General features: G+C 35.8%; 13 protein-coding genes. 11 read left to right on the forward strand and 2 right to left on the reverse strand.

Going from position 1 to position 16782, the window contains the following annotated elements:
• Window positions 1-39: 39 nt before the first annotated feature.
• The 4 genes from ABZP37_RS13950 to ABZP37_RS13965 all read left to right on the forward strand — a co-directional run bounded on the left by ABZP37_RS13950 (window position 40) and on the right by ABZP37_RS13965 (window position 5117).
• Entirely contained in the window at window positions 40-1110 is a 1071-nt protein-coding gene (locus tag ABZP37_RS13950) for a M20 family metallo-hydrolase (protein ID WP_366183717.1), read from the forward strand.
• Between the two features lie 420 nt (window positions 1111-1530).
• On the forward strand, window positions 1531-2811 hold the full coding sequence (argH, locus tag ABZP37_RS13955; RefSeq protein ID WP_366183718.1) for an argininosuccinate lyase: 1281 nt from the start codon (window positions 1531-1533) through the stop codon (window positions 2809-2811).
• A 153-nt stretch (window positions 2812-2964) separates the two neighbouring features.
• On the forward strand, window positions 2965-3954 hold the full coding sequence (locus tag ABZP37_RS13960; protein WP_366183719.1) for a DUF2157 domain-containing protein: 990 nt from the start codon (window positions 2965-2967) through the stop codon (window positions 3952-3954).
• The gene (locus tag ABZP37_RS13965; protein ID WP_366183720.1) at window positions 3951-5117 is read left to right on the forward strand and encodes a hypothetical protein; all 1167 of its coding nucleotides are present in this window, start codon (window positions 3951-3953) and stop codon (window positions 5115-5117) included. The genes ABZP37_RS13960 and ABZP37_RS13965 overlap by 4 nt, the downstream gene beginning before the upstream one ends.
• Window positions 5118-5464: 347 nt before the next feature.
• Here the strand turns inward: ABZP37_RS13965 and ytxJ are convergent, their stop codons facing one another.
• Window positions 5465-5848 carry a bacillithiol system redox-active protein YtxJ gene (gene ytxJ / locus ABZP37_RS13970; RefSeq protein WP_366183721.1) on the reverse strand — a complete coding sequence of 128 codons (384 nt, stop codon included), beginning with the start codon at window positions 5846-5848 and terminating at the stop codon, window positions 5465-5467.
• Window positions 5849-5998: 150 nt separating this feature from the next.
• On the opposite strand from ytxJ, the gene clpB reads away from it, so the two are divergent.
• The 4 genes from clpB (at window position 5999) to ABZP37_RS13990 (ending at window position 11734) form a co-directional block, all read left to right on the forward strand.
• Window positions 5999-8602, forward strand: a complete 2604-nt coding sequence (gene clpB, locus ABZP37_RS13975) for an ATP-dependent chaperone ClpB (RefSeq protein WP_366183722.1) — start codon at window positions 5999-6001, stop codon at window positions 8600-8602.
• Window positions 8603-8972: 370 nt separating this feature from the next.
• Window positions 8973-9563, forward strand: a complete 591-nt coding sequence (locus ABZP37_RS13980) for a hypothetical protein (protein WP_366183723.1) — start codon at window positions 8973-8975, stop codon at window positions 9561-9563.
• Window positions 9550-10617, forward strand: a complete 1068-nt coding sequence (locus ABZP37_RS13985; RefSeq protein WP_366183724.1) for a DUF262 domain-containing protein — start codon at window positions 9550-9552, stop codon at window positions 10615-10617. Before ABZP37_RS13980 ends, ABZP37_RS13985 begins: the two co-directional genes overlap by 14 nt.
• Window positions 10618-11164: 547 nt before the next feature.
• The gene (locus tag ABZP37_RS13990; RefSeq protein WP_366183725.1) at window positions 11165-11734 is read left to right on the forward strand and encodes a TlpA disulfide reductase family protein; all 570 of its coding nucleotides are present in this window, start codon (window positions 11165-11167) and stop codon (window positions 11732-11734) included.
• Between the two features lie 65 nt (window positions 11735-11799).
• On the opposite strand, the gene ABZP37_RS13995 is transcribed toward ABZP37_RS13990, so the two are convergent.
• Window positions 11800-12000, reverse strand: a complete 201-nt coding sequence (locus tag ABZP37_RS13995; RefSeq protein ID WP_366183726.1) for a hypothetical protein — start codon at window positions 11998-12000, stop codon at window positions 11800-11802.
• A 259-nt stretch (window positions 12001-12259) separates the two neighbouring features.
• Between ABZP37_RS13995 and ABZP37_RS14000 the strand changes: the two genes are divergently transcribed.
• The 3 genes from ABZP37_RS14000 (at window position 12260) to ABZP37_RS14010 (ending at window position 15580) form a co-directional block, all read left to right on the forward strand.
• On the forward strand, window positions 12260-13624 hold the full coding sequence (locus ABZP37_RS14000; protein WP_366183727.1) for a hypothetical protein: 1365 nt from the start codon (window positions 12260-12262) through the stop codon (window positions 13622-13624).
• Between the two features lie 117 nt (window positions 13625-13741).
• Complete coding sequence (locus tag ABZP37_RS14005) at window positions 13742-13975, forward strand: GNAT family N-acetyltransferase (protein WP_366187543.1); 234 nt, start codon at window positions 13742-13744, stop codon at window positions 13973-13975.
• Window positions 13976-14539: 564 nt separating this feature from the next.
• Complete coding sequence (locus tag ABZP37_RS14010) at window positions 14540-15580, forward strand: methyltransferase (RefSeq protein ID WP_366183728.1); 1041 nt, start codon at window positions 14540-14542, stop codon at window positions 15578-15580.
• Window positions 15581-16782 lie beyond the last annotated feature (1202 nt).

Below are 16782 nucleotides of genomic sequence, written 5' to 3' on the forward strand. Positions count from 1 at the left end.
AATTGTGTAATTTTCAAAATTGCAACTAAAAAAACCAAAATGAAAAACCAACAAACCCTTACCCAAGAAGCGATAGCCTTATTAAAGAATCTAATTGAAACCCCTTCCCTATCTAGCGAAGAGCAACAAACAGCGGCTTTAATAGAGCAATGGTTTATTCAAAACGAAATTCCTTTTAAAAGAGAAAACAACAATATTTGGGCATTCAATAAAACTTTTGATTCCAGCAAACCAACACTTTTATTAAACTCACACCATGACACTGTTCGGCCAAATCAAGCCTACACCAAAGATCCTTACAAGGCCATTGTCGAAGATGGTAAATTGTATGGATTAGGTAGTAATGATGCTGGAGGATGTTTAGTTTCCTTAATGGCAACTTTTGTCTATTTCTACGAAAAAGAAAACCTGCCATACAACATTGTCATTGTAGCTTCTGCCGAGGAAGAAAGCAGCGGTAAAGATGGATTGAATAGCGTGTTAAAACATCTTCCAGAATTATCTTGCGCCGTTATTGGAGAACCAACTTTAATGCAGTTAGCTATTGCCGAAAAAGGATTATTAGTACTAGACATCAAAGTAAAAGGAACGCCAAGTCATGCTGCACATCAAAATGATGACAGTGCGATATACAAAACCTTACCTATTATCGAATGGTTCAAAAACTATTCTTTCGATAAAATATCAGAGCAATTAGGTCCAGTTAAAATGACTGTGACGCAAATAAACGCAGGAAAACAACACAATGTTGTACCTTCTGATTGTGATTTGGTCGTAGACATTAGAGTAAACGATTGCTACAACAATAAAGAAATTTTAGAAACTGTAAAAGCAAATGTTGATGCCGAGGTAACGCCACGTTCAATGCACTTAAACGCTTCGTCAATCCCCGTTGAACACGGATTAGTACAAGCTGGAATCGCCTTAGGACGCACCACTTATGGCTCTCCTACCCTTTCAGACCAATCGGTTTTGACTTGCCAATCGTTGAAAATGGGACCTGGAGACACCTTGCGTTCCCACTCTGCTGACGAATTTATTTACTTAAACGAAATAGAAGAAGGAATCGATTTATATATTAAAATATTAGGCGATTTCTTGAAACAGTAAATTGATGGGAAGCGATTTCCCTCACACGAGGCTGAAAGCCGAACTGGCAAAGCAATCTGCTATATCTTTCTATCCCGAAAAAAAATCGGGATAAAAAGGATGCCGCTTCTATCGGGGCTAGGGATTTGGGGTAATTGATAAAATTTGAACTGTTTCTAAATTAAAAGTTATAAATAACAAATAAAGTTTCAGTTACTCGAAGAATTCGACCAACTGAATAAAACCGTATTAAAAACTATCTTTTAGAAAAATTAGAAGAGTTGAAAGTAATATCAATTTCAACTACTCGAAAAATTCGAGCAGTTCATATTATAAAAGTAACTAACCGGTAAAACCGGATAGTTCAAAAAATAAAAAATAAAAACTTTGCGAATCTCTGAGACAACTCTCTGTATATTTGCGAAAAAAAAAGAAACAAACATGAAACTTTGGGAAAAAGGAATACCTACTGACAAACAAATAGAACATTTCACTGTTGGAAACGACCGTGAATTGGATTTGGTACTAGCAAAATACGATGCTTTGGGCTCTATCGCTCATGCCAAAATGCTTGGTCAAATAGGATTATTGACAGCAAGCGAAACAGATTCTTTGGTGGTAGCACTAAACGAAATCATTGTAGATGCTGAAGCTGGCAATTTCGAAATCGAAGATAGTTTTGAAGATGTACACTCCAAAATCGAATACCTATTGACGGTAAAACTAGGAGATGCAGGGAAAAAAATCCATACCGCTCGTTCTCGTAACGACCAAGTGATGGTCGATGTGAACTTGTATCTTAAAGATGTCGTTATCGAAATGAAAGAGCAAGTCAAAACAACTTTTGACTTACTAATGGAAATGGCCGATAAATACCAAAACGTATTGTTACCAGGATATACGCATTTGCAAATCGCCATGCCATCTTCTTTTGGAATGTGGTTCTCGGCTTATGCTGAAAGTTTGATTGACGACATTACCTTATTGAATGCTGCTCTGAAAGTTGTAGACCAAAACCCATTGGGTTCTGCTGCTGGTTACGGAAGCTCCTTCCCTATCAACAGAACGTTTACTACAAAAGAATTAGGTTTTGAAACCTTGAAATACAATTCGGTTGCGGCACAAATGAGTCGTGGGAAATCTGAGAAAATTGTCGCTTTTGCCATGAGCAGTGTTGCGGCAACATTAGCAAAATTCTCTATGGACGTTTGTTTGTATATGAGTCAGAACTTTGATTTTATTGGTTTGCCTGCGCATTTGACTACAGGTTCAAGCATTATGCCCCACAAGAAAAACCCAGACGTTTTTGAATTAATTCGTGGGAAATGTAACAAGATTCAAGCTTTGCCTTATGAAATCACTTTGATCACCAACAACCTACCGAGTGGTTACCACAGAGATTTACAGTTGTTGAAAGAAGGATTGTTTCCTGCGATTCAAAACTTAAAAGCGTGTTTGGATATTGCGATTTTCTCTATCAAAGACATTACGGTAAAAGACAATATTTTGGCTGATAAAAAATACAACTACTTGTTCACCGTAGATACGTTGAACGAAATGGTAGTAGCAGGAATGCCTTTTAGAGATGCCTACAAAGCCGTTGCAGAGCAATTGGAAGCAGGAACTTACGAATCTCCAAAAGCAACCCAACACACACACGAAGGAAGTATCAACAACCTTTGCTTAGCAGAAATTAAAGAAAAAATGAATCGCGCTTATTAATTTTAAGGCCTTTATTTCTAAATATAACGCATCGCTAATCACGATGCGTTTTTTATTGGAGCCCATTTTCAGAGGACATGCCCAAATTGCACATAAAACAACTGCTGACTTTGAGGACAATTACTTACATTTGATCTACAATCTATAACCATTATGCAAGAAGTAAACCAGAGAGCATCAAAATCACTATTGGACAGCGGTTTCATAACCCAAGAGCAATTAACCGAAATCACGGCCTATCGAAAGCGAAATATCTTTTCATTAAACGCTGAATTAAAACTCTTCCTTTATTTGTCTGTAATTGCATTTACAACAGGAATTGGAATGTTGATTTATGATAATATCGATACCATTGGACATACGATTATCATTGGGTTGGTTTTTATTTTAATGCTGGTTTGTTATTATTTTAGTTTTAAAAAAGCACCTCCTTTTAAAAAAAAACAAACCGAATTTGAAAGTCCAGTTATGGAATATATTGTGCTTACCGCCAATTTACTGACTTGCATTTTTATTGGTTATCTGCAAGTTCAATACAATACTTTTGGTACACATTACGGTTTGGTTACCATCATTCCGACGGTAATTGGATTGCTTTCAGCCTTTTATTTTGATAATAAAAATGTGCTTAGTCTTTCGATTACTGGACTGGCGGCTTATATTGGTTTGACGGTAAACCCGCAATCGTTATTGCAAAATGAAATCTATAATACCGATTCGCTGAGTTATGCGGCGATTGGAATAGGAATCGCTCTTTTGGCTTGGAATTTCTATTGTAATAAAGCAAATTTCAAAACTCATTTTAGTTTTATCTACCTGACTTTTGCGCAACATCTTATAGGAATTTCGTGTATCAATAACTTAATAGATCAGGAAATGTCCTTTTTATTTTTTATAATCTTGGCCGCAACCACTTACTATTACTATATTTTGAGTTACCAGCTGAAGTCTATTTCACTTTTTGTTTTTATGATTATTTACGGTTTTATAGGGTTTAATATTTTCTTTTTTACTCTTATGGACCAAATCAATTTTGCAGACTTCTTCAGCTTTTTAATGGTATTTAGCCCTTTTTATTCTTTTGGGATGGTGTACCTTTTTATTCAAATGGTTAGAAAATTTAATACCGAAATCAAAAAATGATAGTTTACGATACACAGTTGCTAGAAAATCAAGTTTTAATTGATGAGGCACAATCCTTATTCAAAGCAGGTTTTATTTCGAAAGAACAAGCGAAAGAGGTGGAAACGCAATTACCAGAACTTAAACAGCAAAAAAATATCCTTTTCAGAATAGCTTTGTGTCTTTTGGGAATTGTTTTGTACTCGTCAATTTGTGGCTTTGCCTCTGTACTAGGACTCAATTTAATCGACAGTAATTTTACTTTTTTTATCTATATATATGCCTTAATTGGTTTTGTGGGAACGGAGTTTTTTGCTAGGCAAAATATCAAAGGGCAAGGTCAAGATGATACTTTTATTATTGGCGGGCAAGCGCTGTTGGCAACTGCTGTTGGCATATCCTCTGATGGGAACGGCTTGTTAATCGCAATTATAGCCACCATCGCCGCTTGCTTGACTTACCTTAGATATGTAAAAACAATTTCAGCATTGATTTTTGCAGTTTCGAGCGCAGCCATTGTCATTTATGGTTTGTTTGAGATGGGAAGTATTGGTAAATTAATTTTACCGTTTGCGATGATGATTTATGCACTGGGAGTTTACTTTATATGTAAAAAAGCAATCAAAAAGAATCCGTTTTCTTTTTATCGAAAAGGATTGGTTTGGATAAAATACTTCAACCTAATACTGTTTTATGTTGCAGGGAATTATTTTGTAGTTCGTGAATTATCCGTTGTTTTATTGGGGAACGAAATTGCACCCAACAGTGATATTACTATGGCTTGGTTTTTTTATGCGTTTACGATCCTTGTTCCAATTGTATTTCTCGTTAATAGCTTGAAACAGCAAAATCGAGCAATGTTATGGATTGGATTGGCAACGACAGGATTTACAATTTTTACAATTCGAAATTATCACCATCTTCTACCAACCGAAGTAGCGTTGACAATTGGCGGTTTGGTTCTTTTTGCGGTAGCCTATTTCAGCATCAAAAAACTAAAAGACAAAACAAGCGGAATTACTTTTCAGCCCGACCGCTTTATGAATACCAGCGACTTCATGCACACCGAAGCCTTACTACTCACCTCACAATTTGGACTAAAACCAGAAATTGCTCCCGAAGCTTCCCCCATGGAGTTTGGTGGTGGAGATTTTAGTGGCGGCGGTTCTGGAGGGAGTTTCTAAAAAAAATAACTAACGTCAGTTCGAGTGCTTTTATTTCCAAATGTGATAGCTTTTGGATGTAAAAGTGTATCGAGAACGCTACTGAAAACAAGGCGACTTCTCGATACATTTTTTCCTCCGCTCCGCTGCACAAAAAACACTCGTACTGACGATGTATAGGATATATTTTTAACTAATTGCGAAAAATCCGTTTTCATCAGCGTTTTCGCAATAGCGAATCCGTTTCATCAGCGGACCAACAACGAATCCTATTGAAAACAAGGCTTCGACAAGCTCAGCCAGACAAAGAAATCCGTTTTCATCTGCGTCTTCGCGATAGCGAATCAGCGTCATCCGTGTCCCAACAACTAAATTTTGCTTTTCAACTCCACAGCATCGATATCACTGTGCGAAGCATCATAAACCGCTTTACCATTTTTAATCACAATCAACTGAGGTGATTGGTGGTACACGCCAAACTTAGAAGCAATTTCGTTCGAAATATCACGGTGCTCCAATAAATCTAAGAAATAAGGAGTCACTTCCGCTTCCGAATTAAATTCGTTTTCGAACTGTTTCAAAGCCATTCGGCTAATGCTACAACGGGTACTGTGTTTGAAAATAGCAGCTGGTTTTTCACTTGCAGCTATTGCGTCTAATTGTGCTAAATCAGTCAATGCCGTCCAATTCATTTTCTGAACTTCTTGTTTTGGAGCGTCATCACCCCCGAAGATATTTTTTAAAAAACTCATATTTTGTCTTATTTTATGACTTTTTGACACTATAAACTGATAAATATCAGCTTTTAAACGTCAAATTGTCCGTAATTTTATAATGGAATATAATTTGTCGATTGGTTGACAAAGTTAGTTAATAAAATAATCATTCAAATCATAAATAAAATGAACATCAATAAATTTACCATAAAATCGCAAGAAGTTATTCAGCTCTCGCAACAGCTCACAGAACGAGCTGGTCAACAACAAATCGAAAACGAACACCTCTTCAAAGCTATTTTTGAGGTGGACGAAAACGTAGCTCCTTTTATTTTGAAGAAACTCAATGTGAATGTGCCGTTGTTTTTGCAAATCTTGGACAGCACCATTGCCAGTTTCCCAAAAGTTTCGGGTGGCGAAGTGCAGTTTTCGAGAGGAACAGGAACCACTTTGAACGAAGCCGAAAACATTGCACAAAAAATGAACGATGAATACGTTTCTATCGAACATTTACTATTGGCAATTTTTGGTTCGAAAAGCAAAGTAGCGCAAATCTTGAAAGACCAAGGCGTAACCGAAAAAGGCCTAAAAGCCGCCATCGACGAATTACGAAAAGGAGAAAGAGTAACCTCTGCATCTGCCGAGGAAACCTATAATTCTTTGAACAAATACGCCAAAAACCTCAACGAATTGGCCAAAGCCGGAAAACTCGACCCCGTAATTGGGCGTGATGACGAAATTCGACGTGTGTTGCAAATCCTTACCCGTAGAACCAAAAACAACCCCATGTTGGTGGGTGAACCTGGTGTGGGTAAAACCGCCATTGCTGAGGGATTGGCGCATAGAATTGTGGATAGCGATGTGCCAGACAACCTAAAAGATAAAATCGTATTTTCTCTCGATATGGGTGCTTTGATTGCTGGAGCCAAATATAAAGGAGAATTTGAAGAACGTCTAAAAGCAGTCGTAAAAGAAGTGACCGCTGCCGAAGGAGATATTGTTCTTTTCATTGACGAAATTCATACGCTTGTAGGTGCAGGTGGCGGCGAAGGTGCGATGGATGCCGCCAATATTTTGAAACCCGCTTTGGCTCGTGGCGAACTCCGTGCGATTGGGGCAACGACTTTGGACGAATACCAAAAGTATTTCGAAAAAGACAAAGCCCTAGAACGTCGTTTTCAGAAAATTATCATCGAAGAACCCGATACCGAAAGTGCGATTTCGATTCTGCGTGGTATCAAAGAAAAATACGAAACACACCATAAAGTACAAATCAAAGACGAGGCGATTATTGCCGCTGTAGAGTTGTCGCAACGCTATATTTCGAACCGATTTTTACCAGACAAAGCCATTGATTTAATGGACGAAGCGGCATCCAAAATCCGAATGGAAATCAACTCCAAACCAGAAGAACTGGATATTTTGGATCGAAAAGTAATGCAACTCGAAATCGAAATCGAAGCCATCAAGCGTGAAAAAGACGAAAGTAAAATTAAGATTCTAGGTCTTGACCTGGCCAACCTCAAAGAAGAGCGCAACCAAATTTACACCAAATGGAAAACGGAAAAAGATGTCGTAGACAACATTCAAACCGTAAAAACTGAAATCGAAGATTACAAACATGAGGCCGAACGTGCCGAGCGTGATGGCGATTACGGAAAAGTAGCCGAAATACGTTACGGAAAAATCAAAGAAGCACAAGAACGATTGGACGGATTTACCAAGCAATTGCAAGACAACCAATCGGGAACTTCGTTGATAAAAGAAGAAGTAACCCGTGAAGACATTGCAGAAGTAGTTGCCAAATGGACCGGAATTCCAGTCATGAAAATGCTTCAAGGCGAGCGCGAAAAACTACTGCATCTTGAGGAAGAATTGCACCGCCGCGTGGTAGGACAAGAAGAAGCCATTGAGGCCGTGAGTGATGCCGTGCGTCGTTCTCGTGCCGGATTGCAAGACATGAAAAAACCAGTAGGAACCTTCCTTTTCTTAGGAACCACCGGAGTCGGAAAAACCGAGTTGGCAAAAGCCTTGGCTGAGTATCTTTTTGATGACGAAAACGCCATGACCCGTATCGATATGAGCGAGTACCAAGAACGCCACAGCGTGAGCCGTTTGGTGGGTGCACCTCCGGGATATGTGGGTTATGAAGAGGGTGGTCAGCTGACCGAAGCCGTGCGCCGTCGCCCCTATTCTGTCATTTTGCTTGATGAGATCGAGAAAGCACATCCAGATACTTTCAACATCCTATTGCAAGTATTAGACGAAGGGCGTTTGACAGACAACAAAGGACGTTTGGCCGACTTTAAAAACACCATTATCATCATGACCTCCAACATGGGAAGCCAGATTATCCAAGAGAAATTTGACAACATGAAGGGTAGCATAGAAGCAGCAACCGAGCTCGCCAAAACCGAAGTTTTAGGATTACTAAAACAAACCGTTCGCCCCGAGTTCATCAACCGTATCGACGAGATTGTACTGTTCACGCCGCTTACCGTGGCCAACATCACTCAAATTGTAGAGATACAGCTCAAGTCGGTAACCAAAATGTTGGCGCTGCAAGGCATCGTCATGGACGCCACACCACAAGCCATCGAGTACCTTTCGCAAAAAGGTTTCGACCCGCAATTTGGTGCCCGCCCAGTCAAAAGAGTCATCCAGCGAGAAGTCCTCAACAAACTCTCCAAGGAAATTCTAGCCAACAAAATCGCAACCGACAGCATCATCCTATTGGATGCCTTCGACGGCGAATTGGTCTTCAGAAACCAAACAGACTCGAGTATTTAAATATTCTACGTCAGTTCGAGTGTTTTTTGTGTAATGAAATGGAACAAAAAATGTATCGAGAACTTTTTACAAAACATCAGTCGCAAGATTGGTGTTTTTTTGTTTAGGAGCAGAAGGTTTGGGTTTTCATAAGGACGTTTTGTCCTGCTATCCACTGTATCTTTATGGCTTTAAAAAAAAGCCATAAAGGATGCCGTTCCTATCAGGGCTAAAGTTTGATGAGTTGTTTTTTTAATTACGATTTGTAGGAATTAAATTTATATATTTGGAGGAAGAAATAAAACGAAATAAAGTTATGTAAGTATACTCATTTATGGGTAGACTGGGAAAGGATAGTTTCGAATATATACTAGTTAGCTATAATTAAAGAATGAACAAAGAAAATTTAATCCATAAAATAAATTCAAGTACAGAGTTAGATATTTATTACGAATATTTACTTGGGCAAGAAGTTTGGTATTTTAAAAACAATGGAGACAATTTTAGTTCTGATTATGATTCATTTAAGAAATTCATATCTAGAAAACTAAATATTCCTTTTAATAATGTATCAGTTGTAGGCAGTGCTAAAACAAGGTACAGCTTTTCTCCAACAAAAAAATTATCCGAATTTCACAATAAATCAGATTTTGATTTAATTATCGTTTCTAGAAATCTCTTTTATGATATTTGGTCTGCTTATCGAGAAGTTTCAAAAGGTCAATATCTTGATGGCTTTAGTCAAAAGTGCGGCAATATATTTGGCGGTTTTATAAGCGTTAAGGATGATGATAAAACATATGGAAATTATACTCTTGAAAATTGGCAAAAAAAGGTTCTTTCTTTTAAAGCCGAACTTCAGTTAACATTTAACATACAACACGAAATCAATTATAGAATTTATTCTGACTGGGAATCAGTTGAAGCATATCATTTAAAAGGAATAACAAAATTAAAAAACATCATCAATGAAATTAATTGAACAAATTGACATTCAACCTCAAACAGCAAAATGGCTATATGATTTAAGCCAAAAAGGACTATTAGAAGTTGATAATTCTTTTCAAAGAAATTATGTGTGGATAGAAAAAAACCAAATTCAATTAATCGAATCAATATTAATTGGCTACCCTATTCCTGAAATATATTTATGGAATACGGGAACTGATGAAAATACAGGAGACACTAAATATTCAATAATTGACGGACAACAAAGATGCGGAGCTGTATTTCAATATATTGCTAATACATTTAAACTAAAAGCTTCAAGTTTAAACGAAAACAATCCTAAAAAAACTACTATTCAAGATAGATTTTTTAAAGATTTAGAAGCTGATGACAAAAAGGCAATTTGGTCATATGTATTCTCTGTTAGACTAGTAAGAAATCAAGTACAAAGAACCGCTATTGTAAATATGTTTCTTAGATTGAACAGTAATAATATGACATTAAATCCTCAAGAATTAAGAAATGCTGAATTCGAAGGGGAATTTATGCTTTTATCATCTGAGTTAGCCGAGCTTGATTTTTGGGAAGACAATAAACTTTTTGGTATTGCAGATCGAAGAAGAATGAGAGATGTATCATTTGTAAGTACTCTATTAGTCTTTCTAAAAAAGGGAATAGAAGAAGATATAGGAAACTCTAATTTGAATCAGATATACGATTTATACAATGATGACTATACAGATAAGCAAACTGATATAGATAAATTTAAGGTGATTTTAGATGAAATAAATACAATAATTGATGGCAATACTGAGCGAATTAAAATATTAAAAAGGCAGGTTCATTTTTACACGTTATTCACTGTTGTTTTTGATATTTTAAACAGTCAACCAAATTTAACTGAAAGACAAATTGCAAATTACAGAGACTTCATTGATAACTATGAAAATGAAGTCCTTTTAGCACAGTATTATCCTGAATTAATTTCAGAAATTTATGATTATAAATCACTAGTCAAAGAAGGTACAAGACAAAAGACTAACCGATTTAGTAGACATCTTCATTTAAAGAAAATAATCAATAAATGAACCAGCAGCTCTTCGAAGTCTTCATATAACAACTAAATATCATTAGGAATACTGTGCGAATATCTCCTGACTTCGCACACGCTCCTATTGTCTATAAAGTAAAATCAAATTATTTATACTTAAAAAATGAAATACTGTACGTGATTGCTTCCTTCGTCGCAATGACCTTAGTTTGCGTCCGTTGTTTGCCTAGAGATTCTTCGAGAAAGACAAACTTTGTGGATTTGCATTGCGCATAGTTTGGCGCTCATGAGCGTTCCAAAGCTTATATGAACTTCTATTGAATCCAGTTATAGAACCGCTATAGCCCTGACGACAAAGAAAAACTTATATGTCTTATATGGTTTAAAAAATTGCTAAAATAGCTGTAATTTGTAGAAAAGCTATGATGGGTTTCAAAATTTATAAAACTATTCACCTGCCATGAAGAAATGAGAAAGTAAAAATAGCCTACTATTATAAAACTTTCCTAATATAGTAGCACAATTAAAAAGGCTGTCCTAACTTGTAATCGCAATAAACAGCTTACCTACTAATATATAAAAAAATGAATTTAAGAAATATAAAAAAATCCACCGTTCACAACATAATTTTCTTCGTGTTCATTGGTTTACTATTGTTCAGCCCTATAGGAACGTTTGTAAAAGTGCAATTGAACCGATTAATAGCGTTCTCCCCAAAAACAATTGCGGTTACGGATCAAAAGAAACTCTCTAGCTACGAGTGGCAGTTGATGGATGCTAGCGGAAAGACGGTTTCGCTAAAAGATTATAAGGGCAAAATTATATTCATTAATTTTTGGGCTACTTGGTGTCCTCCCTGTATTGCTGAGATGCCGAGTATGCAGAAGTTATATGACGATTATCAAAACAAAATCGTATTCTTGTTTGTTACCAATGACGACTTTACGAAAACAAATGCTTTTTTGACTAAACAGAATTTAAACTTACCCATCTATAAAGCTGCTGGCAATCCTCCTTTAGAATTGGAGTCTTCGACAATTCCAGCTACTTATGTCATTGATGCGCATGGCAATATTGTTTTGGCTAAAATTGGAACAGCAGACTGGAACAGTGACTCCTTTCGAAAAGAATTAGATGTATACATAGGTGAATGATTAGTTTTGCCTTACTATGGTTTTAAACAAAAAAAGCGCCAATATCTACATATCGGGGCGGTCAATCATTTAGTTTTCTTTTCTTCATTGTTCAATTTATCATCAAAGTCGGGTTCTTCTCCTTTGAATTTTTGAGTGTCCACATCGTAGTTCTCATCGTTTGTCAACGTCTCATCGTGATCTTTATATTGATGTTTTCTCATATCACTTCTGTTGTCTCCCCCTTTTTGATTCGGTTTTTGTGGATTGTGGTTGTTTGTGCTCATAATTTCTTGTTTTAATGTTTCTATAAAATTACTCATTAAGCAATGGTCTGCTGTTACGAAATTTCACTTTAAACTTACAGAATTTTATACAAGCTGATATGGCTTCCGATACAGTACCAGTCGTTATTGCAATCTATGAGGGTTTACAAAGATTCTATTACAATTATTTGAAACGAATTTGGATAATTTATAGCTATTAATTGAATAGTACGTGTTTATCACTCCTAACATACTTTTATAAATTTATAAAAAAATTTCTATGTTAAAATTATTCCCATATACGTTTTTAATCATCTTCTTTTCATGTGCTTCTAGTCCTGAAACAATTAAGCCAGAACAAGAAGCATTACCTAGCACAATTATAAATCAAGGTGAGGTTTCTGATATTTCAATTTATCCCTCTCAACCCTATTATCAAGAGGAAGCGGGTTATAATGGTAGTGAACTAACCAATTTACCTGCAGAAAGAAATGTGAATTTTGAGCACGTAGATGGTACAAGTGATACAGTAGCACTTGAAACCCTTATTAATACTTTGAGTAACAATGGTGGTGGTAAAATAAGAATAAAATCAGGCGACTACAGGTTTAGAGATGTTTTATTGAAATCTAATGTCCACATCACTATTGAGAGCAATACAACCATAAAATTAGAAAATCAAGATCAAGGAAAAAATGCTATTAACGGTTTTCGTCAATTTTTTTCATTGAATGGTAGTGAAGTTGGAAAACCACTTGAAAATGTTAAAATTATTGGCTTAGGCACACCAAACACGCGTCCAAAATTAGTCGTAGAAAAATTTGCCGAAGTTTGGGGAGAAGCTTTCAATAGAGCCATCTCGTTTGGTTATGTAAAAAATGCTTTGGTTGAGAATTTGACTATTGTAGATAATTATACTTTAGGGGCGGCCATAGCTTTTAATCCTGTGGACTTGAACAACGACGGAGAAACCGCTGATCTGGCTGAAAATGTTACAATTGCTAATGTCTCTTTATCGAAGGCTTCCATTGGTTATGGATTGATACAAACCAATGTTGGCAGAAATATTTTACTTAAAAATTTATCTTGCGAAGGTGGCATGACCTGTCGTATAGAAGCGCATACTGGCAGACAATATGATTTAGGGGTGTATAACATTGTTGTCAAAAACGTAGCTAGTATTCATGGAAAAGCTGCTGTTTTACTGCAACCTCATTCGGTTTTAAATGGTAGAATTTTAGTTGATATAGCAAAATCTGAAGGTAGTAGTTGGACTCTGTTCTTAAAAGAAGGCTTTGTTGGTGCTGATTCTAAAAGACGAGAAAAAGGAAGCTTTGCCTCCAACTCCGAATTCAAAAACATTAGTTTAACTTCAACCGATAACACCGCAACGCTATCCTACAAAAATTATTCGTTTATACCATTGAATTTAAAATCCTTGTACTTCGGACCAAATTTTGTCTTAATTCCAGAAGATTCCAATCACACTTTAAATAATGGTGTACCTGGAAATGAGAGTCCAATTGTGGGACCCTCTGTTGCAGTTGTTTACATAGACGCAAGCTATCCTATGATTTTACCTATTGAAAAAGATCTAGTTTTAACCGGTAAAACCGATTATAGATTGAAAATTTTAAAGCAGTAAAGGGTTGAAACTTTATAATTGGAAACTTTTGCGAGCCTTCCTATAGTAACTACAATTTACAAAATGGGTTTTGCTTTATTTATTTGTGGAAGGAAAAAAAATAGAGTTTTTATCTAAATTTCTTTTTTTGCAGAAAATCCGAGTTTAAAATCTTTGGTTGCAGAACAAGAAAACTTGCTAATCGGTAATGCAACATTTATAAAACAGTTTTCGACTTGGGATGCCCATTTTTACATCTACCTTGACTGTCTATACCTCAAAGAACATACAAGAGAAAAAGGTCTAGAAAAAATGATAATACAAAAGATTAAAGAATATTGCAAATCTCAAAATTGCACTATTGCTCCATAACAAACGCCCGAATTTAAGAAGCAAAACGCTGCCTATAGCAGGTGGAATTATCACTCAAACCTATAATAAAAAGTGCGTCGGACTTTTTGGCTTGTTAGCAGAATTTAGCCCCTTTCGGAATTGAATAACAGAACGTGGCATACATTTCTCACTCCTACTCTGAATAAAAACTGCGTCGGAAAATCATAGCTGAAAAATTACAACTGAAACTAAGACTGTATCTAAATAATCACTATATTCATCTAACGCAAAGGTAGTTACATGTTTTTTTAGATCTTATTTTCCTTCGAGAAATCCTCGTACACAAACATGTAACTTTCCATATACATAAACGTTGGTAGTACTCCAAGTGTAATTAATAGCTAATTCTCGCCTACTTACGAATCCCGAAGCGTCGGGACTCAAGGATTTTCTATTTGGTTTGTATTTGTTTAAAACTGCAACGAAATCATACACAAATACGCAAACGACAACTTTTGAATAGCGATTCGAACAAATAATTAAGTCATTCGGGCTTTAAAACCGATAAGAGTAGGCCATTATAAAAACAATAAATAAATAAACATGGAACAGAACGAAAATCATCCAACAGCTGAAAACATCATGAAAATTGGGACAGGATTTTGGGCCTCTAAAATTCTTTTGTCAGCTGTAAAATTTCAAATCTTTACAACACTTGCCGAAAAAAAATCAATGTCGGCTAAGGACATTAAAACTCATTTAGGTTTAAAATGCACCGACAGAAATGTGTATGATTATTTAGATGCGCTTACCACTTTTGGTTTCCTTAATCGTGAAGGTTTGTTGGAAACCGCAAAGTATTCGAACCACAACGACACCAATTTTTTCTTAGATAAAAACAAACCATCATATATTGGTGGGATGTTAGAAATGCTTAATAATCGTCTTTATAATTTCTGGGGAAATTTAGAAGATGGACTGCTTACTGGATTGCCACAAAACGAAGCAAAAAGCGGAGGGAATTTATTTGAAGCTCTTTATTCCGATGCCGATAGATTGAAAGAATTTATTCACGCCATGAGTGGTATCCAAATGGGGAACTTTATGGCTTTTGCTCAAGCGTACGATTTCTCTAAATCTAAAACAATGCTTGATGTAGGTGGTTCAGGTGCTATGCTTTCGCTGATGGTTGCTAAACATCAAACACATATGTCTTGTGTTTCGTGGGATTTACCAGCAGTTGCGCCCATCGCAAACGAAAACATTCAAAAATTTCAATTACAAGACAGAGTTAAGACTGCCAATGGTGATTTCTTTAAAGATTCATTACCAACAGCCGACATTATAGTGATGGGGAATATTTTGCACGATTGGGATGAAGAAACAAAACTGATGTTAATGAAAAAAGCATTTGATGCCTTACCAAGTGGTGGAGTATTTGTAGCCATAGAAGGTATTATTGATGACGAAAGAAACAAGAATGTTTTTGGAATGATGATGAGTATAAATATGCTTATTGAAACCGGAAAAGGGTTTGACTACACCTTTGCCGACTTTAATAAATGGGCTAAAGCTGTAGGCTTTACATCAACTAAAATAATTCAATTGGCTGGACCATCAAGTGCAGCCATCGCTTTCAAGTAAAACTGCCGCTAAAAGGTAAGGTTTCGTAGGGCTTGAAAAGCCAACAATGAAACCGCGGTTGAACGGAACCGCTCTACTTCCGCCACTAACTGTTTGGCGAGATTGTGGTTTTAGTAGAATTAGCTTTTTTATCCTATATTCGTTTAGCAGAAAACACTCTTCTTTAAAGTTGCAGCCATCGTGTAGCGTCAAGACGTAGCTACAATTACGAAAATCAACCATTAGCAAAAGTCTTATAAATGTGTCTGCAATATAAGTGTTAAATCAAAGCCTCACTTAGTACTTTTAACTATTTAAGTATTAAGAGATTCCGACGGAATGACAAACTTTATGAAGTTTGTTTGTGTAATATCACTTATATGATATAAGTTTTAAATCATCATAACTAATTTCTACAAATAAAAAAACCGCTAGATGATATGTTACATTATATTTATATATTTGGCCACAAATAACACTTAAAATACATCATTCCTTTTTACATTATCTAAAACGCATAGGATTGATAAAATCCCAAAACAGAAAAACATATGCTATCTGAAAATAAGATTGTGCAATCAATCCTTCTTAAATTATCAACACTTTTTAAAACTGATAATTTCATAATTTCTATCGGCATTATGTCAATCTTGACTTTTATACTAATTTCCTATTTCAATAATCCCGCTTCCGATGACTTTTGTTATAATTGTGCTAGTCGCGATCAGGGATTCTGGAATGCCAGTTGACTACCTATAATGAATGGTCTGGACGGTATTTTTCAACCGCTTTTTTGAGTAACCCGTTTTTGTTTTCTGACACTTTTTGGGTCTACAAATTAATGCCTATTCTTTTAATACTCGCTCTTTTTGCTTCCCTATATTTTTTGAGTTCCATATTATTCCAAACATTAAAATAGGAGAGATAAATATATTTTAACCTTTTCGATAATGACAATGTATTTGATCCATGCACCTACTATTTCCGAAGGGTTTTACTGGTTGGCAGGTTCAGCAACTTATTTATTATCCAGTATTTTGGCTATTATCTTATTGGTTTTTTTGATAAAAATTATAGAAACTAATGAAAAGAAATACCTGTTTCTTTCTATCCTATTTTCGTTTTTTGTTGTTGGTACAAATGAGGTTGCCATGCTTTTTATCAACTTCATTATTAGTATTATTTTAGTTTATCAATTTGTTCAACTCAAAAAAATTAATTAT

The organism is Flavobacterium ovatum (assembly GCF_040703125.1).
GTDB lineage: Bacteria > Bacteroidota > Bacteroidia > Flavobacteriales > Flavobacteriaceae > Flavobacterium > Flavobacterium ovatum.